Origin of the sequence: Aeromonas sp. PrichA-15, from assembly GCF_017939245.1 — a bacterium.
In the GTDB taxonomy this organism is placed as follows: domain Bacteria; phylum Pseudomonadota; class Gammaproteobacteria; order Enterobacterales; family Aeromonadaceae; genus Aeromonas; species Aeromonas caviae.
Map to the genome: position 1 here is coordinate 41852 of NZ_JAGKRH010000051.1, position 25938 is coordinate 67789.

At 60.4% G+C, this 25938-nt stretch carries 21 protein-coding genes; 11 read left to right on the forward strand and 10 right to left on the reverse strand.

Annotated features, from left to right (window positions below; translation table 11 throughout):
- Window positions 1-157: 157 nt before the first annotated feature.
- The 3 genes from J9889_RS08820 (at window position 158) to aroE (ending at window position 2651) form a co-directional block, all read left to right on the forward strand.
- On the forward strand, window positions 158-718 hold the full coding sequence (locus tag J9889_RS08820; protein WP_160837008.1) for a Sua5/YciO/YrdC/YwlC family protein: 561 nt from the start codon (window positions 158-160) through the stop codon (window positions 716-718).
- A 100-nt stretch (window positions 719-818) separates the two neighbouring features.
- A complete protein-coding gene (hemF, locus tag J9889_RS08825) occupies window positions 819-1727 on the forward strand; it encodes an oxygen-dependent coproporphyrinogen oxidase (RefSeq protein ID WP_210556413.1) in 909 nt (302 codons plus the stop codon).
- Window positions 1728-1829: 102 nt separating this feature from the next.
- On the forward strand, window positions 1830-2651 hold the full coding sequence (gene aroE / locus J9889_RS08830) for a shikimate dehydrogenase (protein WP_069652936.1): 822 nt from the start codon (window positions 1830-1832) through the stop codon (window positions 2649-2651).
- Between the two features lie 980 nt (window positions 2652-3631).
- Here the strand turns inward: aroE and yihA are convergent.
- The gene (gene yihA, locus J9889_RS08835; RefSeq protein ID WP_119197051.1) at window positions 3632-4285 is read right to left on the reverse strand and encodes a ribosome biogenesis GTP-binding protein YihA/YsxC; all 654 of its coding nucleotides are present in this window, start codon (window positions 4283-4285) and stop codon (window positions 3632-3634) included.
- A gap of 143 nt (window positions 4286-4428) precedes the next feature.
- On the opposite strand from yihA, the gene J9889_RS08840 reads away from it, so the two are divergent.
- From J9889_RS08840 to hemN, 4 genes are all read left to right on the forward strand, one after another.
- Window positions 4429-5046 carry a c-type cytochrome gene (locus tag J9889_RS08840; RefSeq protein ID WP_042882257.1) on the forward strand — a complete coding sequence of 206 codons (618 nt, stop codon included), beginning with the start codon at window positions 4429-4431 and terminating at the stop codon, window positions 5044-5046.
- Window positions 5047-5844: 798 nt separating this feature from the next.
- Window positions 5845-6426, forward strand: coding sequence for a Der GTPase-activating protein YihI (yihI, locus tag J9889_RS08845; protein WP_039039515.1), 582 nt, complete (start codon window positions 5845-5847; stop codon window positions 6424-6426).
- An 11-nt stretch (window positions 6427-6437) separates the two neighbouring features.
- Window positions 6438-6878, forward strand: a complete 441-nt coding sequence (locus J9889_RS08850) for a DUF2489 domain-containing protein (protein ID WP_039039514.1) — start codon at window positions 6438-6440, stop codon at window positions 6876-6878.
- 28 nt (window positions 6879-6906) lie between these two features.
- Window positions 6907-8280, forward strand: a complete 1374-nt coding sequence (gene hemN, locus J9889_RS08855) for an oxygen-independent coproporphyrinogen III oxidase (protein ID WP_080767919.1) — start codon at window positions 6907-6909, stop codon at window positions 8278-8280.
- A 68-nt stretch (window positions 8281-8348) separates the two neighbouring features.
- Here hemN and add read toward each other — a convergent pair whose 3' ends face one another.
- From add to glnA, 5 genes are all read right to left on the reverse strand, one after another.
- Entirely contained in the window at window positions 8349-9350 is a 1002-nt protein-coding gene (add, locus tag J9889_RS08860; protein ID WP_167826427.1) for an adenosine deaminase, read from the reverse strand.
- Between the two features lie 141 nt (window positions 9351-9491).
- A complete protein-coding gene (gene glnG / locus J9889_RS08865) occupies window positions 9492-10910 on the reverse strand; it encodes a nitrogen regulation protein NR(I) (protein WP_010672523.1) in 1419 nt (472 codons plus the stop codon).
- 9 nt (window positions 10911-10919) lie between these two features.
- Window positions 10920-11975, reverse strand: coding sequence for a nitrogen regulation protein NR(II) (gene glnL / locus J9889_RS08870; protein ID WP_103858173.1), 1056 nt, complete (start codon window positions 11973-11975; stop codon window positions 10920-10922).
- A gap of 86 nt (window positions 11976-12061) precedes the next feature.
- Window positions 12062-12631, reverse strand: coding sequence for a DUF4124 domain-containing protein (locus J9889_RS08875; protein WP_119197046.1), 570 nt, complete (start codon window positions 12629-12631; stop codon window positions 12062-12064).
- A 191-nt stretch (window positions 12632-12822) separates the two neighbouring features.
- On the reverse strand, window positions 12823-14232 hold the full coding sequence (gene glnA / locus J9889_RS08880; protein ID WP_010672526.1) for a glutamate--ammonia ligase: 1410 nt from the start codon (window positions 14230-14232) through the stop codon (window positions 12823-12825).
- A gap of 350 nt (window positions 14233-14582) precedes the next feature.
- Here glnA and typA point away from each other — a divergent pair, with 350 nt between their 5' ends.
- The 3 genes from typA (at window position 14583) to dtd (ending at window position 18007) form a co-directional block, all read left to right on the forward strand.
- Complete coding sequence (gene typA / locus J9889_RS08885) at window positions 14583-16394, forward strand: translational GTPase TypA (protein WP_043153538.1); 1812 nt, start codon at window positions 14583-14585, stop codon at window positions 16392-16394.
- 176 nt (window positions 16395-16570) lie between these two features.
- Entirely contained in the window at window positions 16571-17443 is an 873-nt protein-coding gene (locus tag J9889_RS08890) for a virulence factor BrkB family protein (RefSeq protein WP_039039511.1), read from the forward strand.
- Window positions 17444-17569: 126 nt separating this feature from the next.
- Window positions 17570-18007, forward strand: a complete 438-nt coding sequence (dtd, locus tag J9889_RS08895) for a D-aminoacyl-tRNA deacylase (protein WP_039039510.1) — start codon at window positions 17570-17572, stop codon at window positions 18005-18007.
- A 65-nt stretch (window positions 18008-18072) separates the two neighbouring features.
- Here dtd and J9889_RS08900 read toward each other — a convergent pair whose 3' ends face one another.
- Window positions 18073-18753 carry a methyltransferase domain-containing protein gene (locus tag J9889_RS08900; RefSeq protein ID WP_042015274.1) on the reverse strand — a complete coding sequence of 227 codons (681 nt, stop codon included), beginning with the start codon at window positions 18751-18753 and terminating at the stop codon, window positions 18073-18075.
- 173 nt (window positions 18754-18926) lie between these two features.
- On the opposite strand from J9889_RS08900, the gene J9889_RS08905 reads away from it, so the two are divergent.
- Window positions 18927-19835 (forward strand): bifunctional GNAT family N-acetyltransferase/hotdog fold thioesterase, encoded by a 909-nt coding sequence (locus J9889_RS08905; RefSeq protein WP_010672532.1) that lies wholly within the window; start codon window positions 18927-18929, stop codon window positions 19833-19835.
- Window positions 19836-19881: 46 nt separating this feature from the next.
- Here the strand turns inward: J9889_RS08905 and J9889_RS08910 are convergent, their stop codons facing one another.
- The 3 genes from J9889_RS08910 to pssA form a co-directional block, all read right to left on the reverse strand.
- A complete protein-coding gene (locus J9889_RS08910; protein ID WP_210556421.1) occupies window positions 19882-21942 on the reverse strand; it encodes an AsmA-like C-terminal region-containing protein in 2061 nt (686 codons plus the stop codon).
- A 254-nt stretch (window positions 21943-22196) separates the two neighbouring features.
- The gene (recG, locus tag J9889_RS08915; protein WP_048209245.1) at window positions 22197-24266 is read right to left on the reverse strand and encodes an ATP-dependent DNA helicase RecG; all 2070 of its coding nucleotides are present in this window, start codon (window positions 24264-24266) and stop codon (window positions 22197-22199) included.
- A 176-nt stretch (window positions 24267-24442) separates the two neighbouring features.
- Complete coding sequence (gene pssA, locus J9889_RS08920; protein ID WP_041212167.1) at window positions 24443-25792, reverse strand: CDP-diacylglycerol--serine O-phosphatidyltransferase; 1350 nt, start codon at window positions 25790-25792, stop codon at window positions 24443-24445.
- Window positions 25793-25938 lie beyond the last annotated feature (146 nt).

Consider the following 25938-nt stretch of genomic DNA (forward strand, 5'->3'; position numbering starts at 1 on the left):
GGTTCACTGATGCACTCAAGCGTCTGAACCGAAATGCATGACTGAAGAGGAGCAGGGATATAGCCCATATCGCAGCAGTGATGGCCCCGATGCCGTCATGTCGGTTCAACATACAATCCAGTGATGAGAGGCGGCAGCGTGGCTGTCGCATGTGCTTATGCCAAATGAATTTGAACAAGCGGTTGCCGCCCTTCAAGGAGAAGGGGTTATCGCCTATGCCACCGAAGCCGTGTTTGGTCTGGGGTGTGATCCTGATTCCGAAGCCGCCGTGCAGCGGCTGCTGGCCATCAAGCAGCGGCCGGTGGAGAAGGGATTGATCCTGATCGCGGCAGATCTGGCGCAATTGCAGGACTACATCGACCTGAGCCAGCTCAGCGATGAGCAGCTTGCTCGCGTGCAGGCGAGCTGGCCTGGTCCCTTCACCTGGATCATGCCCGCTCGCGCGACGACGCCGTCCTGGTTGACCGGTCAGTTCGAGACCCTGGCGGTGCGGGTCACAGGCCATCCCCAGGTGCAAGGGCTTTGCCGGGCATTTGGCAAACCGCTGGTGTCCACCAGTGCCAATCTAACCGGTGATGAACCCGCTCGTCGGGTGGCTGATATTGGCGATCTGCTGGCAAGCCAGCTGGCTTACATTCTGCCCGGCGAAGTCGGGGGGCAAGCTAACCCGTCCGAAATCAAGGACGCCCGCACCGGGGCCATTATTCGCCCATCCTGAGTTGGGCACGGCCCTGTTTCATGCAGGTTGTGCGATGAGGTCATGACAATACGAGAAGTGCAGGCAGTGCATGCATGATGCCTGTCTGACAGGAGATAAAATGAGCAAACCGGATGTGGCCCAGGTAAAAGCCTTCCTGCTGCAATTGCAGGATGATATCTGCCGTGGCCTGGAGCAGGCCGATGGATGCGGGCGCTTTGTGGAAGATGCCTGGAGTCGCGAAGGTGGTGGTGGCGGTAGAACACGGGTGCTGCGCCAGGGGGCGGTGATCGAGCAAGGTGGGGTCAACTTCTCCCATGTCTATGGCGATGCCATGCCGGCATCCGCGACCGCACATCGTCCCGAACTGGCTGGCCGCAGGTTTGAGGCCATGGGGGTGTCGCTGGTGATCCACCCGCATAATCCCTATGTACCGACCAGCCATGCGAATGTGCGGTTCTTCATCGCCGAGAAAGAGGGGGAGGAGCCGATCTGGTGGTTTGGTGGCGGCTTCGACCTGACGCCCTTCTATCCGTTCGAAGAGGACGTGAGGCATTGGCACCAGGTCTCCCATGAGCTCTGTCAGCCGTTCGGCACCGACATTTATCCCGAGTTCAAATTCTGGTGCGATCGTTACTTCTTCCTCAAGCATCGGGGCGAGACGCGCGGGGTGGGTGGTCTTTTCTTCGATGACCTGAACCGCTGGCCCTTTGCCGACTGCTTTGCCTTCATGCGTGCAGTGGGTGAGGGTTACCTGGCGGCCTACTTGCCGATTGTCGAGCGACGCAAGGAGCTTGCTTATGGGGAGCGGGAACGGGCGTTCCAGCTTTATCGCCGTGGCCGCTACGTGGAGTTCAATCTGGTCTACGACCGCGGGACCCTGTTCGGACTGCAGACGGGGGGGCGCACCGAATCCATCCTGATGTCGATGCCGCCGCTGGCGCGCTGGGAGTACGACTGGCAGCCGGAGGCTGGCAGCCCGGAGGCATTGCTCTATAGCGACTACCTCAAACCGCGCGAGTGGTTGTGACCAGAGGGGCCATGATGGCCTCTTCTCATTGCCGATATTCGGCTTGTTCCTTCATGAGAAAACCCGTTAAATCGGGATATTGCTCTCAAAAGGAACGCCTTGATGGATCGTTATCTGGTTTTTGGCCACCCCGTGCGCCACAGCAAATCTCCCTTCATTCATACCCTTTTTGCCAGGCAGACCCAGCAAGCGCTGGAGTATGGTCTGGCAGAACCTGCTGTCGATGAGTTTGCCAGCGCTCTGAACCACTTCTTCGCCGAAGGAGGGAAGGGGTGCAACGTGACCGTGCCTTTCAAGGAGCAAGCCTTCGTGCTGGTGGAGCGGCTGAGCCCCAGGGCCAAGCGGGCGGGAGCGGTCAACACCATCAAACTGACTGATGATGGTGTGCTGCTGGGTGACAATACCGACGGCGCCGGGCTGGTCGCCGATCTCAAGGCTCACGGAGTGAACCTTGCCGGTAGCAGGATCCTGCTTCTGGGGGCCGGTGGCGCAGCTCGTGGTGCCCTGGCCCCCCTGCTGGCGGAAGCGCCGGGCGAGATCGTCGTGGTCAACCGTACCCATGCCAAGGCGGAACAGCTGGCTGTGGAGTTCAGGGATCTGGGCAGCATCACTGCTCAATCCTATGAACAGCTGGTGGGGCCGTTCGATCTCATCATCAATTCCACCTCAGCGAGTCTGCAAGGAGAGTTGCCACCTTTGGCGCCAACCCTCATCCACCCGGACATCGCGATCTACGACATGATGTATGGCGCAACGGACACAGCCTTCATCGGCTGGGCCAAACAACATGGCGCGCGCCATACCATGGATGGATTGGGCATGCTGGTCGAGCAGGCTGCTGAGGCCTTTACCGTATGGCGAGGGATCCGGCCCGGCACCAAGCAGGTATTGAGAGAGTTGCAGCGCAATCTGGGCGTCGTGTGAACCAGCTTGTGCGTTCTATTGGGCTGTCGGCAGGTCTGATGTAGAGATTCTGCATCTCTGGATAAGGGCTCCCTCGTGATGCGGCACGGCACGTGTGATGTGAAACGGTCGTTCTGCGGTGGGTGTGTGGCAGAACAGGTGCCATTTTTATAAAACCATTGCATAACAATAAGTTACTTTTACTTTGCCGTCACTCGCAGAATTTTTTTGAGTTTTTTCTCAAAGCAGCGGAACTTCTGTAACGGACTGCTGACTAACTGGATAGTTGAGGAAGTGCTAGCTAGTCACCTTTATAACTCCCCGGTATTCGTACTGGGGATTTTTTTATCTGCATGAAAATTATGAATATTTTTTTTCTTCCCTATCTTTGAAACTAAATTACATAAATTACTTTCACTTTCTGCTGCTTTGCTGTACAGTTGTCGGCGTAGGGTACAGAGGTAAGATGTTCTATCTTTCAGACCTTTTATTTCACGTAATTGAATGTGGCTGAATAGCAGCCCCGATGAGTCATCGTCGGGGCGTTTTTTTATGAGTAACATTTAGAGTAAATGCTTTAATTGTTGCCGTTCTTTGTTAGAATGAAGGCGTTTCTTGAGGAAAACCAATCGTCTTTGTTCTCGAGAACTCGCTTTTTCCCAAATTTTTGAACTCTTTTCTTCAGGCCGGTTTGCAATGGCAAGACCGGCCTCATTTTTATCCCTATATTGGCTCATCGTGTAATTAAATTTCAGTTTCGTTTGTTACAGCCTTCAATTTTGATTTTTTACTCGATATCCATGAAAACGGTATCATGTTGATGATTAGTTAATTCTTTTCGCGTCGAAATAGGCTATCAGTATGATTTAAATATATTTTTTGAGGTTATTCTTCAGAGATGGCGAAGGCGGGGAGGAAGGGCTCGGAGATGGGGGGATCATGAAAGCCTTTCAATCAGCGGAGGTCCAACTCCGCCAATTGCAGCCAGGGAGAGGAGTCGTTTACTCCTCGTTCTGATGATCTTCGTCGTCTGCCTGGGCGTTGTCTGCTTCGGATAGATACCAGCCGCTTAGGGTCTGGGCCAGCTTCTCGACGCCGATATTGGTCAGAGAAGAGAATGCTTCAACCTGGATCTGCGGGCCCAGTTCTGCCACCGCCTGACGAACCTTGATCACCTGGTTGTTGCGGGGCCCCGGGCTTAACTTGTCCGCCTTGGTCAGTAACAGCATCACCGGCAGTTTACGGTGTGAACTCCATTCCAGCATGTTCATGTCGGTTTCCTTGAGCGGATGGCGGATGTCCATCAGGATCACCAGCCCTTTCAGGGACTCCCGTCGCTGCAGGTATTCAGCCAGTGACTTTTGCCACTTGAGCTTCATTTCCAGCGGAACCTGGGCATATCCATAGCCAGGCAAGTCAACCAGGCGTTTGCCCGGCTCCAGCTCAAACAGGTTGATCAGCTGAGTACGGCCAGGGGTCTTACTGGTACGCGCCAGGTTCTTGTGTTTGGTCAAGGTATTCAATGCAGACGATTTGCCAGCGTTGGAACGACCGGCAAACGCAATCTCGACACCCCCATCATTTGGCAGGTGGCGGATGTCGGGTGCGCTGGTCACAAAATGCACCTTATTGAAATTCAGAGTTTGTGTATCCAACGTAAATTCCCCATAGAGATAGAGGGTTATAGAGTTACTTTTTTGTGAAATAGTGTAAAATGGCGTCGCTTGAACGCGTTTATTTTAACATGCCTTCAGCGGCATGGGATCTGGAAGCCTAATAACGAGAAAGTTGGAACGCCATGAAGAACCTAGTCATTACACTTGCTCTGATGGTTGGCGTAACTGGGATGGCACAAGCCAAGGGCGATGCCGCTGCGGGACAAACCAAGGCTGCCGTCTGTGCGGCCTGTCATGGACCGGACGGCAACAGCCCAGTCGACATGTATCCCAAGATTGCTGGTCAGCACGCATCATATATCAAAAAACAATTAGTTGAACTGAAGGCTGCAGCTTCTGGCCAAACTGGTCGGGTTGCGCCCGTCATGGGACCCATGGCGTTGCCGTTGTCCGAGCAGGATATGGACGATCTTGCCGCCTATTTCTCCAGCCAGAAGGTGACGCCGGTTGCCGTGCCCGATGATGTGGTTGCCGCAGGCAAGGCGCTTTATATGGGGGGAGACATGGAGCGAGGCCTGGCCGCCTGTACCGCCTGTCATGGCCCACGGGGTTCCGGCGTCGAGCAAGCGAAGTATCCCAGCCTGTCAGGGCAGCATCCCGCCTATATCAAGGCCCAGCTCACCGCTTTTCGTTCGGCGACCCGCGACAACGATCCCAATGGCATGATGCGGGATGTGGCCAAGAAGCTGACGGATCAGGACATCGAGGCGCTCTCCAAGTATGTGGCGGGGCTTCACTGATATAGCCTGTTAGTTATCTTGTTGAAAAGAACAGGGAACCATTGTGTTCCCTGTTCTTTTTTGAGGTTGTAGCGATCGCCCGTAAACAGCCTGCGTTGCTGTAAGAGATCTTCTATATACGGGGCTGGTCGTGTCGGAAAGATTGCTCACGTATATTTTTTATGTTTTTTTTTCAATGAATTAAGAAATAGAACATCACTTTGTACCAGTTCGAAATGTGCTTTGGTTGATTGAGTCATCCGGCGAAGAAGTTACAGTAGGCAATCAGGATTGGCCGGAGAGAGGGTGCAAGACCCGTCTTCGGTTTGACAGGATGTCGGCTCGGAGCATGCGATGAGCAATAGATGCAAAAAGCCAGGATGGTGACCGCCAGGGATGAACGGGGCTGCGGGAGGCAACCACCCCGATGGGAGGCAGGATGTCGCCGGTTTGGGTTAGACAAACAAACACACGCACACTCAGGACTGGTCAATAAGGATCAGGATGATCCAACGAAATGATGCGCCGTGGTTCGCCCAGGGATAAGGCGATTGGCTACCAGGGAATGGAACTCGCATGATGGAAAAAGGCAGCTTCGGCTGCCTTTTTTCTATTGGGTCATTAACCCGCCAAGACATTCTGTGTCAAAATACCAGCAACATGCCCAGAGGATGCCGATCCTGCGGTGTTCAGCGGCCCAAAGTGGTCGAATTGGTGCGGGATCCCACTCTTGTTCCATATTTACTGTTCCCCGCTTCAGCATCCTCCCCGGACGGCACGCTCCGGGGGTTTCCATTCAGTTATTTGTCGGAGTCATTCATGTCGGCCAAACAACCCAACCGCAAGCCTACCGGCAAGCGCAAAGAATCAGATGCCAGTGCCCAGGAAGGTCGTGAGCGCAAGCGCGCCGCCAAGCGCAAGGGCCTGAAGGCGGGCTCCCGCCAACAGGTCGAGCAGGCGGGCAAAAAGAGCGGCTCCAAGCAGGCCAAGGATCCACGCATCGGCTCTCGCAAGCCCATCGCGCTGATTGCCGACGAGAAGGGCAGCAAGCCGGTGGCGACCAAGCCTGCGAAAGAGAAGCGGGTGGTGATGACCCCCGAGCAGGAGCTGGCGTCCATCGAGAATGATGATCGCCTCAATGCCTTGCTGGATCGTCTGGATGCCGGTGAAACCCTGGAGGCCGCAGAGCAGGCATGGGTCGATCAGCGGGTTGACCGTTATCAGGAGCTGATGGACGAGCTCGGTATCATCGACAACGACGATGACGAAGATGGCGACATGGATTTTGATGATGCCGATTTTGACGAGCCGAGTCAGCCTGCCTCCGAAGAGGAGCTGTGGGAGCGTTTCTCTCAGGCGGACTACCAGCCTGAAGCCAAACCCGAGCCGAAGAAAAAGTGATGAGTGGATGGATGCTGGCCGCCCTGTTGGGTGGCCTGATTTTGCTGGGGCTTGCCGTCTATGCCGGCACCCTGATGGCGCGCCTCAAACGCCAGCAAGAGATGCAGCAGCACGCCATTGCGGCCCGCAACGAGCGGATCCTGGAGAGTGTCAGGGTGATCGCCCACGCGGTACGAGATGGTCAGTGCGACTACTCAGAAGGCGCCATCCGGCTGACCAATCTGCTGGATGCCTTGCAAATAAAGGGGGGCCGCGCCTTTGCCACCGAGTTCCCGGGGCTCTACGGCCTCTATGAGAAGGTGAAGGAAATGCCGACCCATGAGGCGAGGCGGGCACTCAAGCGCAATGAAGTGATGAAGATGGATCTCGAACGCAGCGGCTACGAGGCCGAGCTGGAGGCGCAGATCCTTGAGGATGTCGCCAGACTGAAGGATTTTCAGTTAAGCCGGTGAGCCCATGACAAAGACAGAGGAAGCAAGCGTGCAAGCAGAACAGATTGTGTGGGATCAGGCCCTGATCGAAAAATACAACTACAGTGGTCCGCGTTACACCTCCTATCCCACTGCGCTGGAGTTCAACGAGGGGTTCGGCTATCCGGACTTTGTCCAGGCAGCGGGCCAGTATCCTGCACGCAATCTGTCGCTCTACGTGCATATCCCCTTCTGTCACAAGCTCTGCTACTACTGCGGCTGCAACAAGGTCATTACCCGGCACCAGCACAAGGCAGATCAATACCTCGACTACCTCGAACAGGAGATCAAGGCCCAGGCCCCCCTGTTCAAGGAGAGACTGGTCACCCAGCTGCACTGGGGTGGCGGCACACCCACCTATCTGAGCGAACCCCAGACTCGTCGCCTGATGGCCATGTTGCGGGAGCACTTCCACTTCGCCGAGGAGGGGGAGATCAGCATCGAGGTGGATCCCCGCGAGATCGAATTGTCCATGCTGGATGTGTTGCGGGAGCTCGGTTTCAACCGCATCAGCCTTGGCGTTCAGGACTTCAACAAGGCGGTCCAGGTCGCGGTCAATCGGGAGCAGGACAACGACTTCATCCGCGCCATGCTGGTTCGTGCCCGCGAGCTGGGGTTCCGCTCCACCAATCTGGATCTCATCTACGGTCTGCCGCACCAGAACCGGGAGAGCTTCCATCACACCCTGGAAGAGGTGCTCAAGACCGACCCGGCCCGCCTCTCCATCTTCAACTATGCCCACCTGCCGAGCCGTTTTGCCGCCCAGCACAAGCTGAAAGAAGCGGACATGCCGGCGCCGCAGGAGAAGCTGGCCATGCTGCAGGACACCATTGCCTTCCTGACCGGCCAGGGTTATCAGTTCATCGGCATGGACCACTTTGCCAAGCCCGATGACGAGCTGGCCGTCGCCCAGCGCGAGGGCAAGCTGCATCGCAACTTCCAGGGCTATACCACCCAAGGGGATTGCGATCTGCTGGGGCTGGGGGTCTCTTCCATCAGCATGATGGGGGATGCCTATTCCCAGAACCAGAAGGATCTCAAAACCTACTACGCCCAGGTCGAGTCACTGGGCCATGCCCAGTGGAAGGGGTGCTCCCTCAATCGGGACGATCTGATCCGCCGTGAGGTGATCAAGCGCCTCATCTGCGATTTTTCCCTGAACTTCGCCGCTGTGGAGCAGGCCCACGGCCTGGTGTTCAAGGAGTATTTTGCCGAGGATCTCAAGCTGTTGCAGACCTTCATCGACGACGGTCTGGTGCGCATGACCGAAGAGGGGCTGGAGGTGGTCTCCACCGGTCAGCTGTTGATCCGCAACATCTGCATGTGCTTCGATGTCTACCTGCGCAGCAAGGCGCGCCAGCAGCAGTTCTCCCGGGTGATCTAGGCCGGGCAATGTCGTGGGACAATAAAAAACCGCCTTTCGGCGGTTTTTTTATTGGGTTTTACCCCTGCTCAACGTTGAGCCGCACGGGCACTCAGCTCGGCCTTCTCGGCTTCGCTCAGGAAGGCCAGGATCAGGCCGTTCTGCTGGGCGGTGCGGATTTCGCTCACCGTCATGCCGGCAGCGGGGGCAGCCACCTCGTATTCGTGAGGCAGGTCGATCCCCTCCACCGCCGGATCGTCGGTATTGAGGCAGGCCAGCACGCCAGCTGCCAGGAACTGGCGGATCGGGTGATCGGCCAGACTCGCCACTGTGGTGGTCTGGAGGTTGGAGGTGAGGCAGGACTCGATGCCGATGCGGTGTTCGGCCAGATAGGCCATCAGGGCCGGATCCTGGATGGCCTTGACGCCGTGGCCGATGCGCTCGGCTCCCAGCTCGCGAATGGCCTGCCACATGCTCTCGGGGCCGGCGGCTTCACCGGCGTGCACGGTGACCCGCATGCCTGCATCCCGCACCCGGCGGAAGTGGTCGGTGAAGAGCTCGCCCGGGAAGCCCAGTTCGTCGCCGGCCAGATCGATGGCAACCAGGCGATCACGATGAGCCAGACAGGCATCCAGCTCCTGCTTGCACTGCTCGGTGCCGAATGTTCGGCTCATGATGCCGATGAGATTGGTCTTGATGCCGAAGTCACGGCTGCCTGCGGCCACGCCGTCGATGATGGCTTCGACTACGCCCTGCGGGTGCAGTTTGTGGGTCATCGCCATGTAGGCCGGGCTGAAGCGCAGCTCGGCATAGTCGATCCCGGCACGCAACAGATCTTCCACGTTTTCGTAGGCGACCCGGCGGCAGGCATCGTAGTCGGCCAGCACGGCCACGCCCCAGTCCAGTTTCTTCAGGAAGGCCACCAGACTCGGCTCGTTCTCGACGATCTGCACGTGTGGGCGCAGGGCCTCCAGTTCATCGGCTGGCAGTCGGATGTTGTGCTGACGTCCCAGCTCGAGAATGGTCTGCGGGCGGATGTTGCCATCCAGATGGCGATGCAGGTCGGTCAGGGGGAGGGATCTGTCAATCATGGGGCACCTTCTGCGAGTCGGGTTGGAAAGCCTGCCATTCTAGGCGGGGCGCCTGAAAAAGATACCCCGTTTGCAAGCAAACGGGGTGTGATTGGTCAGGCTTTCCCTCAAGGCGTGATGGGAATCGTTTTTCCCGCAGGCTCAGGGAATGTCGAGCTCCTTGAGCTTGCGGGTCAGGGTATTGCGGCCCCAGCCGAGCAGGCGGGCTGCCTCCTGCTTGTGACCATGGGTGTGATCCAGTGCCGTCTCCAGCATGATCCGTTCGAACTGGGGCATGGCATCCGCCAGGATATCGGTCTCCCCCAGCGCCAGCTTGGCGGCCACCCAGTCCTGCAACTGCTGCTGCCAGCCACCGGTCAGGGCTGGCTGGCCCGGCTCGGCGGTGCTAGTGATGGGAGTCAGCAGCTCGGTGGGCAGATCGCCTACCAGCACCTCCTGGCCCGAGGCCATCACCGTCAGCCAGCGGCAGACGTTCTCCAGCTGGCGCACGTTGCCCGGCCAGGGCAGGCGGCTGATGTAGGTCTGGGTATCCGGGTGCAGGCTCTTGGCCTCCACGTTCAGCTCCTTGGCGGCTCGCAGCAGGAAGTGCTGGGCCAGCTGGGGGATGTCCTCCCGGCGCTCCTTGAGGGCCGGGATATGGATGCGGATGACGTTGAGGCGGTGGAACAGGTCTTCCCGAAACTCGCCGTCGGCGACCCGTTTCTCCAGATTCTGGTGGGTGGCGGCAATGATCCGCACATCCACCTGCACCGGTTGGTGGCCACCAACCCGGTAGAACTGCCCGTCCGCCAGAACCCGCAGCAACCGGGTCTGCACGTCCAGCGGCATGTCGCCTATTTCGTCGAGAAACAGGGTGCCACCATCGGCCTGTTCGAAGCGGCCGTGACGAATGTTGTTGGCGCCGGTGAAGGCTCCCTTCTCATGACCGAACAGCTCGGATTCGATGAGATCTTTCGGGATGGCCGCCATGTTGAGGGCGATGAAGTTCTTGTGGGCCCGGGGGCTGTGCTTGTGCAGGGCATGGGCAACCAGCTCCTTGCCGGTACCGCTTTGACCGTTGATGAGCACCGAGATGCTGGAGCGCGACAGCCGGCCGATGGCGCGGAACACCTCCTGCATGGCAGGGGCTTCGCCGATGATCTCCGGGGTGGTGGTGGCTTCCTGTTGGCGAGCCTTGCGCTTGGTCCGCTGCTCCTTGAGGTGGTTCTCGGCCCGGCGTACCAGGGTGACCGCCTCGTCGATGTCGAACGGCTTGGGCAGGTATTCGAAGGCGCCGCGCTGGTAGGCGTTGACCGCGGAGTCGAGGTCCGAGTGGGCCGTCATGATGATGATGGGCAGATCGGCTTGGCGGCGATGGATCTGCTCCAGCAGGCTCAGGCCGTCGATGCCCGGCATGCGAATATCCGAGAGGATCACGTCCGGTGAGCGCATCTCCAGTGAACTCAGCAGGGCTTCGCCGTCGGCGAAACTTTCGCATTCGAAGCCTTCGCTGCCAAGGGTGCGCTCCAGAACCCACCGGATGGAGCTGTCGTCATCGACGATCCACACTTTTGCTGTCATGAGGTTCCCTTACTTGCGAAGTGGTAAATAAATGGTGAATTCGGTGTGGCCCGGCCAGCTGATGCAGTCGATGCGCCCCTTGTGCTGATCGATCAGGTTCTGGGCGATGGAGAGGCCCAGGCCTGTTCCCCCGTCCTTGCCGGTGATCATGGGATAGAAGAGGGTGTCGCGAATGGCGTCGGGAATGCCGGGGCCGTTGTCGATGATCTTGATTTCGGCCGCCAGGCGATAGCGCTGGCCATGGATGGTGATCTGGAAGGCGGTGCGCGTCTTGATGCGGATGAGGCCGTCCTGATCCCCAAGGGCCTCGGCGGCGTTGCGCACTATGTTCAGGAACGCCTGTTGCAGCTGGTCCGATTCCATCTCGAATTCGGGGATGCTGGGGTCGTAGTCCCGCTCGATGCGGATCTGCGGCGGCAGCTCCAGGTCCACCAGACGGCGCACCTGCTCCAGCACGGAGTGAACATTGTGCATCTGGTGACGGCCGGGACGCTGGGGACCGAGCAACCTGTCGACCAGCACCCGCAGGCGATCGGCCTGCTCGATGATGATGCCGGTGTATTCACGCAAGGCCGGGTCGGGCAACTCCTTTTGCAGCAGTTGGGCCGCGCCGCGCAATCCCCCCAGGGGGTTCTTGATCTCGTGCGCCAGGCCGCGCACCAGCTCCTTGGCGGCCTGCTGCTGGGCGTGTTGCTGCAGCTCCTGGCTGATCTTCTTCTGCTGATCGATCTTGCGCAGTTCTACCACCATCAGTCGCTGTTCATGATCGGCCATGGGGCTGACGCTGATCTCTACCAGCCTGGGCTCCCCCTCCACCACCAGGGTGACTTCGCTGTCGGTGAAGCCCTGCCCCGAAATGAGGCACTGTTTGAAACGCTGCAGATCGAGAGAGATGTGTTCCAGCAGGTGGGGCAGTTCGATGCCGATCAGTCGTCGTTCGCTGAGGGAAAGCAGCTGCTCTGCCGCCGGGTTGACGAATTGAATGCAGAGACGTTCATCCATGAGAATGACGGCGGTCAGCAGGTTGTCCAAGAGTGTCTTGGCGTTGTCCGAGCGGGTTGGCACAGGTTTCTCCCTAAAACGGTGCTGTACACCTAGAATGCACCAATATAGTGCATCAAGTTTACCCGCATCGGTGCGTCACATCACCCCTAATTGGCCTTGGGGGAGGCTCTGGGAGCCTGATTCACCGACGCCCTGTGCAGGTAAAAGGTGGTTGGCTTAGATTTAGCAAGGATCGTACCGTCTTTGGCGAGCAACTCGAGCCGTGCCTCATAGGCGCCCCTATCGAGGTTTTCCACCCGTATGGCCAGGCTGTTGTGAACCAGGGGCACCGCCTTGCCGTTCAGGATCAGACGCACATCGTATTGCACCGGGACCTGGGGAGAGATCTCGCCCTGGAAGACGATGTTGCCGGTATTGTCGCGCAATGTGCTGCCCGGTTCCGGAGAGATGAGGTCGATCTCCAGGGGAGCGGCTTCCAGGGCTTTCCTGGCATCGACACCGGTCAGGCTGTTGAAGTTGTCCACCTGGACCGAGTGGGGGGCTGTGCCGATGAGCGGCGAGACCCGCAGGTCCACCTCTTTTGCGCTCTTGCCGGGAGGGGGGGCATCGGTGTAGTGGGTCACCCCCTGGGGATCGACCCAGGAGTAGACGCGGGCGGCCTGTGCGGAACAGGAGGCCATCAGCAGGAGGCTCAGCAGCCAGGGTACAGTGTTCATCCATCTCTCCTTGACGGGGTTCACCTTAATCCTATCAGAGAAAAACCACGGGGTCGGGGTGTGAACAGCCGAGGGTGGTACGGCTCCGTGAACGGGATCATCTTTCTGTACGATCGTGCCCGTTTGGCGGTATTTCCGTTGCCAGAATGAAAAAAACCCGCCAGATGGCGGGTTTATCATGGGAAAGCGGATTAGACGGAGTAGTACAGCTCGAACTCCAGCGGGTGCGGAGTCATGCGCACGCGGTCAACATCCTGCTGTTTCAGTTCCAGGTAGGAGTTGATGAAGTCATCGCTGAACACGCCACCACGGGTCAGGAACTCACGGTCTGCATCCAGTGCGGACAGCGCTTCGTCCAGGGAACCGGCAACGGTCGGCACTTCAGCGGCTTCTTCCGGCGGCAGATCGTACAGGTTCTTGTCCATGGCATCGCCCGGATGGATCTTGTTGATGATGCCGTCCAGACCGGCCATCAGCTGGGCAGCGAAGGCCAGGTACGGGTTGGCAGCCGGATCCGGGAAGCGTACTTCGATGCGGCGGGCTTTCGGGCTCGGCACGACCGGGATACGGATGGAGGCAGAACGGTTGCGGGCGGAGTAGGCCAGCATGACCGGTGCTTCATAGCCCGGCACCAGACGCTTGTAGGAGTTGGTGGTCGGGTTGGCGAAGGCGTTGATGGCCTTGGCGTGCTTGATGATGCCGCCGATGTAGTGCAGTGCCATCTCGGACAGACCGCCGTACAGGTCGCCTGCGAACAGGTTGACGCCATCTTTGGCCAGGGACTGGTGGCAGTGCATGCCGGAGCCGTTGTCACCGAACATGGGTTTCGGCATGAAGGTGACGGTCTTGTTGTAGGCGTGGGCCACGTTGTGGATCACGTACTTCAGGACCTGTACTTCGTCAGCCTTCAGGGTGAGGGTGTTGAAGCGGGTTGCGATCTCGTTCTGACCGGCGGTCGCCACTTCGTGGTGGTGAGCTTCGACGACCTGGCCCATCTCTTCCAGCACCAGGCACATGGCAGCACGGATGTCCTGGGAGGAGTCAACCGGGGCAACCGGGAAGTAACCACCCTTGACGAACGGACGGTGACCCTTGTTGCCGTGCTCGTAGTCGGTACCGGAGTTCCAGGCAGCTTCTTCGGATTCGATCTTCACGAAGCTGTGGCCCATGGTGTTGGAGAAGGTGATGTTGTCGAACATGAAGAATTCCGGCTCCGGCCCGAACAGCACGGTGTCAGCGATGCCGCTGGACTTCAGGAAATCTTCGGCACGCTTGGCGATGGAGCGCGGATCGCGGTCATAGCCTTGCATGGTGGCGGGTTCAAGCACGTCACAGACGATGTTCAGAGTGGTCTCTTCGGTGAACGGGTCCAGTTTGGCGGAAGCCGGGTCCGGCATCAGCACCATGTCAGACTCGTTGATGCCCTTCCAGCCGCCGATGGAGGAACCATCGAACATCTTGCCGTCTTCGAAGAAGTCTTCGTCAACCTGGTGGGAAGGGATGGATACGTGCTGCTCTTTACCCTTGGTGTCGGTAAAACGCAGATCAACAAACTTGACTTCGTGTTCCTGGATCAGGGCCAAAACGTTCTGGGCTGACATGCTAAGTAACCTCCGGTGTTAAAACTCTTTGGGTGAATGCGTCGTCACATTCACATAAGCCAGTATCGTGCCAAGTTTGTGACAGCTTGATTTCAGGGCACTTGCACCGTTTCAGGCTGTCGAGAAACCCGTTCTCATGCCGGTTGCTGCATTAAAGTGGTGCAACCTTGGATCGTTTTGGTGCGCCGAGATGGTGCACCAGCGTATCCAGGCCATCTAAGCAGCCTTTTGCTGCGGGGTCCATGATCCTGATCCTTTGTTGTGTGTGAATGTGTTGCAATTCTGCTAGGCAGATCACAAAGGCGAGAGTACAATTAGCGCCCAATTTTACCCGGTGATTTGAGGCGAGAATGTTAGAGAATTTACGCAATATTGCGATTATTGCGCACGTTGACCACGGCAAAACGACTCTGGTTGATAAGCTGCTGCAGCAATCCGGCACTCTGGATCGCACCAGCGAAGGTCAGGAACGGATCATGGACTCCAATGATCTGGAACGGGAACGTGGCATCACCATTCTCGCCAAGAATACTGCGATCCGCTGGAACGACTACCGCATCAACATCGTGGATACCCCGGGTCACGCCGACTTCGGTGGTGAAGTTGAGCGCGTGCTCTCCATGGTTGACTCCGTGCTGCTGCTGGTCGACGCCGTTGACGGCCCGATGCCGCAGACCCGTTTCGTGACCCAGAAGGCGTTCGCCCAGGGTCTGAAGCCCATCGTGGTCATCAACAAGATCGACCGTCCGGGTGCTCGTCCTGACTGGGTAATGGATCAGGTCTTCGATCTGTTCGACAACCTGGGTGCCACCGATGAGCAACTGGACTTCAAGGTTGTTTACGCCTCTGCACTGAACGGTTGGGCCACCCTGGATCAGGACGTCCCGTCCGAGAACATGGAACCCCTGTTCCAGGCCATCGTCGACAACGTGGAAGCCCCGAAGGGCGACGTTGACGGTGCCTTCCAGATGCAAATCTCCCAGCTGGACTACAACTCCTACGTGGGCGTCATCGGTATCGGCCGCATCACTCGTGGTCGCGTCAAGACCAACCAGCAGGTCACCATCGTCAGTGCCAACGGCAAACCGCGTACCGGCAAGGTCGGTCAGGTGCTGGGCTACCTGGGCCTGTCCCGTACCGAAGTGACCGACGCGCAAGCGGGCGACATCATCGCCATCACCGGTCTGGGCGAGCTGAAGATCTCCGACACCATCTGTGACAACAGTGCCGTCGAAGCCCTGCCGCCGCTCTCCGTTGACGAGCCGACCGTGAACATGACCTTCCAGGTCAACACCTCGCCGTTCGCCGGTAAAGAAGGCAAGTTCGTCACCTCCCGCAACATCCTGGAGCGTCTGAACCAGGAACTGGTCCACAACGTGGCCCTGCGCGTGGAAGAGACCGAAGATCCGGACAAGTTCCGCGTCTCCGGCCGTGGTGAACTGCACCTCTCCATCCTGATCGAAAACATGCGTCGCGAAGGTTACGAACTGGCGGTATCCCGTCCGGAAGTTATCCTGCGTACCGTGGATGGCGAACTGCAAGAACCGTTCGAAACCGTCACTGTGGACGTGGAAGAAGCGCATCAGGGTTCCGTGATGGAGCAGCTCGGCCTGCGTAAAGGCGAGATGACCAACATGACCCCGGATGGCAAGGGTCGCGTCCGTCTGGACTTCATCATCCCGAGCCGTGGCCTGATCGGCTTCCAGACCGAGTTCCTGACCATGACCTCGGGTACCGGTCTGCTGTACCACACCTTCGACCACTACGGTCCGCACAAGGGTGGCAGCATCGGTGAACGTCAGAACGGCGTGCTGATCTCCAACGCCACCGGCAAGGCTCTGACCTTCGCCCTGTTCGGTTTGCAAGACCGTGGTCGTCTGTTCATCGGTCACGCGACCGAAGTGTACGAAGGCCAGGTGATCGGGATCCACTCCCGCTCCAACGACCTGACCGTCAACTGCCTGAAAGGCAAGCAGCTGACCAACATGCGTGCCTCCGGTACCGACGAAGCCCAGGTGCTGACTCCGCCGATCCGCATGACCCTGGAGCAGGCTCTCGAGTTCATCGACAACGACGAGCTGGTCGAGATCACCCCGAAAGCCATCCGTATCCGCAAGAAACTGCTGACCGAGATGGATCGCAAGCGCGCCGGTCGTGCCTGATCGATAGCTGTTCATCGACAGACCAAAGAGAGGCCTTATGGCCTCTTTTTTATGGGCTCGACATGAGGGCGCATGGGGCCTGAGCTCGATGGAGGCGCATCCGGCCGGTCTGCGGGTGGCCAAATGACCACCCTATCTGACACAATGTCTGCATGATCACGCTTACGAGAAACAAGATGCAGCAGCAGATCCGCGGCCGTCTGGCCCATGCACTCTCCTTCTTGCGCCACGATGGTGCCCACTTCGCCCAGTTTGTCTGGGGCCGCTTCCAGCAGGACAGATTGACGGTGACCGCCGGTTACCTGGCCTATGTCACCCTGCTCTCCCTGGTGCCCATGATCGCCGTGGTGTTCGGCATGATGTCGGCCTTTCCGGTGTTCCAGAGCCTGAAGCAGGCGATGGAGCAGTTCGTCTATCACAACTTCGTCCCCACCGCAGGGGAGATGCTCAAGGAGTACATCGACGGCTTCGTGGCCAACGCAACCAACACCACGGCCGTCGGTATCGGTGCTCTGATCGTGGTGGCCCTGATGCTCATCTCGGCCATCGACAAGAATCTCAACTACATCTGGCGGTCCACCCGAAGCCGGCCCTTGGCCCAGGCATTCGCCATGTACTGGATGATCCTGACCCTAGGCCCCGTGCTCATCGGGGCCAGCATCGCCATCTCCTCCTACATTCTCTCGCTCAGGTTGTTCGCGGCTGACAGCCTGTTCGGTATTGGCTATCTGCTGCTGCGCAGCCTGCCGTTCCTCTTCTCCGTGCTCACCTTCCTGCTGATCTATACCGTGGTGCCCAACTGCCGCGTGCGGCTGACCCACGCCTTCATCGGTGCCCTGGTGGCGGCCACCCTGTTCGAGCTGGCCAAGCGCGGCTTTGCCATCTACATCACCAACTTCCCCTCCTACCAGGCCATCTATGGCGCCCTGGCGACCATTCCCATCCTGTTCGTCTGGGTGTATCTGAGCTGGCTGGTGGTGTTGCTGGGGGCCGAGACCACCGCCTGCCTCGGGGAGTACGAGAAGCCCGGTGCAGAGGAGCTGGCCTGACGCCGGCCGGCCATCACACCGGATCCCGGCACAAAGACGTTGGCCCGGGCAGGGCATTTATTGGTAGCATCGACGACCGCTCATCCCGCAGGATGGGCGGTCGTGCTGTTTTGAGAGGAGAGGGATGTGATTGCACTGATTCAGCGGGTCAGCGAGGCCAGCGTAACGGTAGAGGGAGAGGTGACTGGGGCCATCGGCCAGGGGTTGCTGGTGCTGCTCGGGGTGGAGCAGGGGGATGACGAGGCCAAGGCGGACAAGCTGCTGCACAAGGTGAGCGGCTATCGCATCTTCTCGGACGAGAACGGCAAGATGAACCTCAACGTGAGCCAGGTGGGTGGCAGCCTGCTGGTGGTCTCCCAGTTCACCCTGGCGGCGGATACCGGCAAGGGGATGAGACCCAGCTTCTCCGGTGGCGCCCATCCCGCAGATGCCGAGCGACTCTATGAGTACTTCGTAGCCCGCGCCAGGGAGAGCGGCGTGCCGACCGAAACCGGCCGCTTCGCCGCCGACATGAAGGTCAGGCTGCTCAACGACGGCCCCGTCACCTTCTGGCTGCAGGTATAAGGGTGGCAGGCAGGGCAGGCCTCACCGGAGGGCAGGACGCGATGCCTGCACACTTCGCAGGTTCTTCACCCTGCCGGTGCTCGCCCGCCCAGGCTAAGCTGACGGGTCGCGTGCAGGATGACGTTGCGGTAGCCGGGCACGTCGTGGACGTGGGTCGGGCCTATCCACTCCTCTGCCAGTCGCAGAGCCTGTGCCTGTTCGAGCCGGGTGCGGGGCAGCAGATTGATGATGAGGGTGCCGCTAAGGCGGCTGGCCAGTGCCTGATAGAGCGGAGCCTGGAACAGCAGCAGGGGGTTGCCGTCCTGGCTGAACAAGTCCAGCAGCACCAGATCGTAGATCTCCTGGCTCTGGTGCAGGAAGTGCAGCGCATCGGCGTGATGCAGTCGAGGTGAGCCCCCTGACGAGGGGAGGAAGAACTGCTGGAACAGGGTGAGGATCTCGGCATCCAGATCCACGCAGTCGTGGTGGGCATCGGGCCAGCGTGCCGCCAGGTGACGGGTGAGATCCCCTCCGCCCAGCCCCAGCTCCAGGATCCGGCTTGCCTGCTTTGGCAACTGCTCCGCGATGCTCCGTTGATGAGGCAGACAGAGGCGGGCCGGTTGGTGGAGGCTCATGGCGGATTGCACCACGCCGTCCATTTCCAGCCAGCGATGACGGGCATTTTCAAGCACCGAAACGCGGCGTTCGGGTTTGGCGCTGAGGTGCAATAAGTGATCGGCTTGGTATGCTTGCAGATTGAAGTCCATGAATTTGCACGGCAAGATGGCTTTCGACCAGTGTAACTCAAGGATGTTGTTATGTACCGGGTGGTCACCCCCCAAACGGCAGCCGAGCTGGATACCTACTACAGGCTGCGCCGGGAGAAATGGTTGCGTCAGTCCTTCCATCTGCCAGTCGGCGCACACTCAAGGATCGCTTTATGTACCGGGTAGTCACCCCAGAAACACCAGCTGAGCTGGATGCTTACTATCAGTTGCGCTGGGAACTACTGCGCAAACCCTTCAATCTGCCCCTGGGCTCCGAGCGTGACGAGTACGATACCGTCGCCATTCATCGGCTGATGCTCTCACCCGACGGAACGCCCATCGCCGTGGGTCGCCTCTTTGTGGGCGGCGATGAAGCCCAAATCCGCTTTATGGCGCTGCGACCCGAATTTCGCGGCCAGGGGCTGGGCGCCCGCATGGTGGAGGATCTCGAGCAGCTTGCCCGCGACGAGAAGGTGAAACGGCTGGTGATGAACGCCCGCCAGGAGGCGGTGGAGTTCTATCGCCGCTGCGGCTTCCTCGAGGTAGGGGAAGGCCCCGTCTCCTTCGGCCGCATCCCTCACCGCCAGATGATCAAGTCCCTGAGTCCCATGCAGACCATCCAGTACCGTCCGGAGTGGTGCCAGGATCTCACCACCCGCTGGTCGCGGGGCATTCCCATCAGCGAGAAAATGGGGGTGCACATCACCCACTACGATGGCCAGACCTTCCACCTCAAGGCCAACCTAGCGGCCAATCTCAACGTCCACGACACCATGTTCGCCGGCAGCATCTACAGCCAGTGCGTGCTAGCGGGCTGGGGTCTCATCTGGTTGCAGCTCAAGGAGGCAGGGCTGGGAGGGGATACCGTGCTGGCCGAGGGCAACATCAAGTATTACCGGCCGGTGAGCGAAGAACCGGAGGCGCGGGTGGCCCGGGAGGGCATGCCCGCCGTGCTCGAGCCGCTGAGGGGCGGAGAGTCCGCCAAGTTCAGCCTGCGGGTGCAGCTGTTCAGTGGCCGCAAGCTGGCGGTGGAGTTTGTCGGTCAGTATGTGGTACTGCCCATCAAGCGCGGCGCACGCTGATCCCTGATGTTCACAGCAACAAGGCCTCTTCGCGAGGCCTTGTTCGTTATTGGGCGGCGGGTGGCCGTGGGCGCCAGAGCGGGCCGCTTCGTCCCTGGGCGGGGTAGCGCACACCCGCCTCCCAGCCACAGGCGTCCTGTCCCGTGGGGAAACTCCAGCCCAGGTCGGGCGCATTGAGGGGGCCGCGCCAGCGGGCGAGCAGCTCGGCGCAGCGCCCCTTGTTCAGGACCCCGAGGTCGAGCTGCCACTGGTCTGCGGCCAGGTCGACACCCCCTTGCAGCGCCAGCAGGTGGGTGATGGTGGAGGCGCCACCTTGCTCGATCCGCACCTTGCCCTGCTCCGCCCTGGCATCCAGCCTGATCTGATAGAAGGGGGTGTCTCCGCGTTGCATCGCCTGCCACAGCGTCTGCGGTGTCAGATCGGGGGGGGTCTGCTCCCTGAACCAGTCATCCAGCAAGGGGTCGATGCCGACCTTGTCCCAGAAGGGATCCTTGCTCTCCAGGCTCAGGCTGCCCTGAAGGGTCCGGCGCCAGTTGGCCGTCTGCTCGCCGGGCTGCCCGTTGAGGTCGGCTTGCAGATCTGCCGCCAGATCCACCTTGCCCGCGAAGGAGACGGGGGAGTGCAGCAATTTGCCCCACTGCTCCAGATCCAGCTGCTTGCCCTGCAACTGCAGGCGGCTCTCCTGCCCGGGCGTCCTGCCCCACTGGCCGCTCAGGTTGAGGGAGCCCTCGTCGGGCAGGGAGGTGGCGAGGGTGTTGAGCTGCCAGGAGCTGGGGGTCAGCTCGCCATCCAGGGTGCCGTTGCGGGCACTGAGACCGTCCCACACCAGCTCGAACCACTTGCTCTCGATGCGGGCGCGCCCCAGCAGGGGGCCTGGCTGGTTGCCCCGCAGGGCGAGATCGTTCAGGTAGAGTTGCCAGCCGGTCAGGGAGAGGGGCAGGGTGTCGTCGAAAGAGAGTACCTTGAGCTTGTCGAAGGCCAGTTTGCGGATGTCGATCTGTTGCGGGCGCCAGCCCTGCCAATCCTGCCACCACCCCTGGGGCAAACTGATGTCCATGCCGCTCAGGGCCAGTTCCTTCAGGACGAGCTTCTGCTGCTGGGTGTCGAGGGCCAGCTCGACGTTGAACTCCCCTTCGTATGCCTTGCCTCGCAGCTCGGCATCCAGCTGGCGGGGGGAGAAGGCGAGCTTGCCCTCGACGGCCTCAAGCTGGAACAGGCCGCGGCCCATGTCGCCCAGGGTGCCCGCCAGATAGCCGCTGGGCTGGCTGTCCGCCTGCCAGTCGAAGGCGGTGAGCTGGCCGTTGAAGTTGTTGAGGGAGAGCTCCTGATCGATGGCATTGATGCTCACCTGGGCAAGCTGACCCCTGTCCAGGGTGATGCGGCGCAGGGGGAACTCGCCAGGGGGGATGTCACCAAGCTCGAGGCGCATGGCGCGGGCCTTGAGATCGTGCAGTTGCAGGCTGCGCTCTGGCCAGTTCAGCACCATGCCGGTCTCGAGCAGGCCGTCGAACAGGTTGGTGGTCAGTCTGTCGGTGCTGAGCACCTGCCCCTCCAGCCGCCCCTTTAGGCTGAGACGGGCCAGGGTGAACATGGGGGTCTCCAGCTGGTTGATGCCCAGGGTGAGGTTGGCCTGGGGCTGGCGTCTCGGGTCGATCAGTTCCCAGTCACTCAGGGACGCACTGAGGCCGCGCAGGGTCAGGGCCTCGCTCTGCAGGCTCAGGTTGTCGATGGTGCTGTCGCTGATGGTGAGGGAGTGAACCGGCAGGCTTGGCAACTGGTTGGGGAGCGGCAGCTTGATGACGGGACGGATGAGGTCCAGGTGGGCGATGCGCACATCCCGGTTCAACCAGTCGATGTGCTCGATCTCCAGATAGAGTTTTTCCAGCTGTACCGCATCCCCATAGCGCACCTGTTCCGCCAGCAGGGTGTAGGGGTGCAGCGGATTGAACACCAGTCGGCCTATGGTGACGGGCACCCCGGTCTGCTGGCTGAGCCAGTTGGCGATGGGGCCTTTGGCGCGCTCGGCATCGAACAGGCCGAGACCGACCCAGACAAAGAGCAGCAGGAAGGCAAAGGTGTAGAGCAGGCCGCGGAGCCAGGAATTCATCAGTGCTTTCCTCCTGTTTCTGTTGCTTGGTCAGGCATTCGAGTAGTGATCCCGTAGACCGAGCCAGCATCGTATCAAGGGTTCGACATGGCTCGGGTGTTTATCCATCAGGCAAGATGACTATCTTCTGCATCTGCCTTGGTCAAGCATTGGAATAGTGGTCCCGCAGGCCCAGCCAGCATCGCATCAAGGGTTCGACATGGCTCGTGTGTTTATCCATCAGGCAAGGTAACCCTCTTCTGCATCTGCCTTGGTCAAGCATTGGAGTAGTGGTCCCGCAGGCCCAGCCAGCGGCGGATCAGGGGCTCGACATGAGCCGGGTGTTTGTCCATCAGGAAGCGCGCCATCTTCTGCACCTGAGGGATGAGCGGCTGGTCGCGCACCAGATCGGCGATCTTGAGATCGGCCAGACCGGTCTGGCGGGTACCGAGCAGCTCGCCTGGGCCGCGCAGTTCCAGATCCCGCTGGGCGATGAGAAAGCCGTCATTGGTTTCCCGCAGTACCCCGAGGCGGCTCTGGGCGGTCTTGGACAAGGGGGCATGATAGAGCAGCACGCAGTGAGAGGCCACCGACCCCCGCCCGACCCGGCCGCGGAGCTGGTGCAACTGGGCCAGCCCCAGCCGCTCCGGGTTTTCGATGATCATCAGGCTGGCATTGGGCACATCCACCCCCACCTCGATGACGGTGGTGGCGACCAGCAGTTGCAGTATGCCCGCCTTGAACTCCTCCATCACCCGCTGTTTCTCGACGGGGCGCATCCGGCCGTGTACCAGGCCGATGTGCAGGCCGGGCAGCAGGGTTTGCAGCTCGGCGGCAGTGTCTTCGGCGGCCTGGCACTCCAGCACCTCCGACTCCTCGATCAGGGTACAGACCCAGTAGGCCTGCTTGCCCTCCTCGCAGGCGAGTCTGACCCGTTCGATCACGTCCTGGCGGCGACTGTCCGGCAGGGCGACTGTGGTGATGGGGGTGCGGCCCGGTGGCAGCTCGTCGATGATGGAGGTATCGAGGTCGGCATAGGCGGTCATCGCCAGGGTGCGGGGGATGGGGGTGGCGGTCATGATGAGCTGGTGGGGATGCACCCCTTCCCGCTCTCCTTTTTCTCGCAGGGCGAGGCGCTGATGCACGCCGAACCTGTGCTGTTCATCGATGATGACCAGGGCGAGGCGCTGGAATACCACCTGCTCCTGGAAGATGGCGTGGGTGCCCACCACCATCTTGACGCTGCCGTCTGCGATGGCGGCCAGCGCCTCTTCCCGCGCCTTGCCCTTCTGCTTGCCCGCCAGCCAGCCCACCTTGATGCCGAGCGGCTCCAGCCACCTGGCGAAGTTGATGGCGTGCTGTTCGGCCAGCAGCTCGGTCGGGGCCATCAGCCCCACCTGGCAGCCGTTGCCGATGGCCTGCAGGGCGGCCAGCGCCGCGACCAGCGTTTTACCTGAGCCCACGTCCCCCTGCACCAGCCGCATCATGGGGTGGCTCTGCTGCAGATCCCGGCCGATCTCCGCCACCACCCGGCTCTGGGCGCCGGTGGGGGTGAACGGCAGGGCGCCGAGCAGCTGCCGGACCAGCTCGGGAGCGGGTTTGAGGGCACGGGCCAGCTGGGTCTGTGCCTGGGCGCGCACCTTCAAGACCGAGAGGTTGTGGGCCAGCAGCTCTTCCAGTACCAGCCGCTGCTGTGCCGGGTGTTGGCCGCTCTCGAGCAGGGCCAGCGCCACCGAGGGAGGCGGGCGGTGCAGCAGCTTCAGGGCGGCGGCGAGATCGATCTGCTGGGGATAGAGGCCGGCAGGCAGCAGCTCCTCGACCCCGTAGAGGTCGAGCTGGGCCAGGGCCTGATCCGTGAGGCTGCGCAAGGTGAGCTGGCGCAGCCCCTCTGTGGTGGGGTAGACGGGGGTGAGGGCCTCTTCGGTCTGGCCGGCCTGCTCCTCGCCGAGCAGCTTGTACTCGGGGTGGGCCATCTCCAGGCCGTACTTGCCGGGACGTGTCTCGCCGAAGCAGCGGATAAGGCGGCCCTGGGCCAGGCTGTTTTTCTGGGCAGCGGTGAAATTGAAGAAGCGCAGGGTCAGGCTGCCGGTGCCGTCGCTGATACGGCACACCAGCATGCGGCGGCGCCCCATCACCAGCTGGGTGTCCTGGATCTCGCCCTCGACGGCACCGTGCAGGCCGGGCGGCAGATCGCCGATGGGCCACACCTGGGTGCGGTCCTCGTAGCGCAGGGGGAGGTGGAACAGCAGATCCTGCACCGTGGCCAGCCCCAGCCGCTCGAGTTTCTCCAGCATCTTGCTGCCGACACCCTTGAGGCTGTCGAGGGAGATTTTATCCAATTTCATCAATTAGATGCCCGAAAACACTGTAAATATGTCCAGATGATAGGGGTTGTTGCGGCCTCGATGCAAGCCGCGTTGTGCCGTTCCGGGCTGGTGGGCAAGGGAGCGGGGGGAGGGTCATCCATGAAAAAGGCCTGCCGGAAACGGCAGGCCTTTTCACTGACGGGGCGCCCTGGCGGTCAGATGATGCGCTTGAGCAGGAGGTGAGCCTTGACCCTGTGGATCCGGGCCAGCAGCTTGCGCACCTGATCCGGGTAATCCTTGATCTGCTCTATCTGGTCGAAGTGACTGATGCGGCGGGTGTGGGCCAGGATGTTCTCCCGCTCCGCACTGAACTGCTCGCGCAGGTGATGGTGCTGGTCGTGTACCAGCAGGCCGTTCTCCAGATCCAGCGCCCAGGCTCGGGGATTGAGGTTGTTGCCGGTGAGCAGGGCCCACTCCTCATCCACGAAGATCCCCTTGAGGTGATAGGAGTTCTTCTCGCAGCACCAGAGCATGAGGTTGAGCCGGCCGTTGTCGATGTGGTGCTGGTTGCGCTCGGCAAACTTGCGCAGGTTGGTCTCGTAGAGATAGGGCAGACCGCCGATGGTGGAGAACTTCTCCTCCGGGGGGATGAAGAAGTCGTTGGCGGTCTTGTCGCCCACGACGATGGTCACCTTGCAGCCGCGTTTGAGCAGCGCCTCCACGTCCTTGTTCAACTCCTTGGGGGGGTTGAAGTAGGGGGTGCAGATGAAGATCTCCCGCTCGGTGGCCCGCACCAGGTTGCGGATCATCCGGTTGAGCTGGTTGCCCCGCTTGCCCAGGCCCACCATGGGGGTCACGGCGATCTCCCGATCGTTGGGCTGGATGCTCTCGAAGCGGTACTGGCAGAGGCGCAGACGCTGCTTGAAGCGGCGGATCGGTCCCTTGAGCTGCTTGGCGCCGGGGATGCCGGTGCGATCCAGCCGCTGGACGGCCTCGCTGCCGAGGAAGACGTCATCCACGTAGTTGACCATGCTGCGGGTCAGTGCCGGGCTGTGGATCTGGTGATAGCGATCGAAGCGGTAGCGCTCCTGCTGGTGCAGGTAGATGTCGTTGAGACTGGCGCCGGAGTAAAGCAGGGTGTCGTCGAAGATGAAGCCCTTGAGGTGCAGCACCCCGAGCAGCTCGCGGCCCTTGACCGGCACGCCGTAGATCTCGATCTGGTGTTGGTGGCTGGCGGCCATGGCCTGGTACATCAGGTGGTTGCCCCCCTGCTTGCCCTTGCCGATCAGGCCGCGCTGGGCGCGGTGGAAGTCGACGAACACCTTGATGTCGAGAGAGGGATTGCGCTGCTTGGCGGCATAGAGGGCGGAGAGGATCTCCCGTCCCGCCTCGTCATCCTGCAGATAGAGCGCGATCAGATAGATGCGCTGGGTCGCATGGGCGATGAGCGACAGGATCCGGCTCTTGAAGTCTTTGGCGCTGCTGAGTATCTGGAACTGATCCGCGGCAACCGCGATCTGGGGTAAGCGGGTCAGCAACTGTCGATAATGTGCCGATGAATGCATAGAGAAGCCTGAAATCACGGGATGAAGCGTTCCACTCGGGGCGAAGAATAGGCAATTCTAGCAATCTGTGGCGATGGGCCCAAGCAAGAATCCGTAAAAAGTCGGTGCAATATCACATCGGGGCCGACGGATGCGGCCCCGATGTG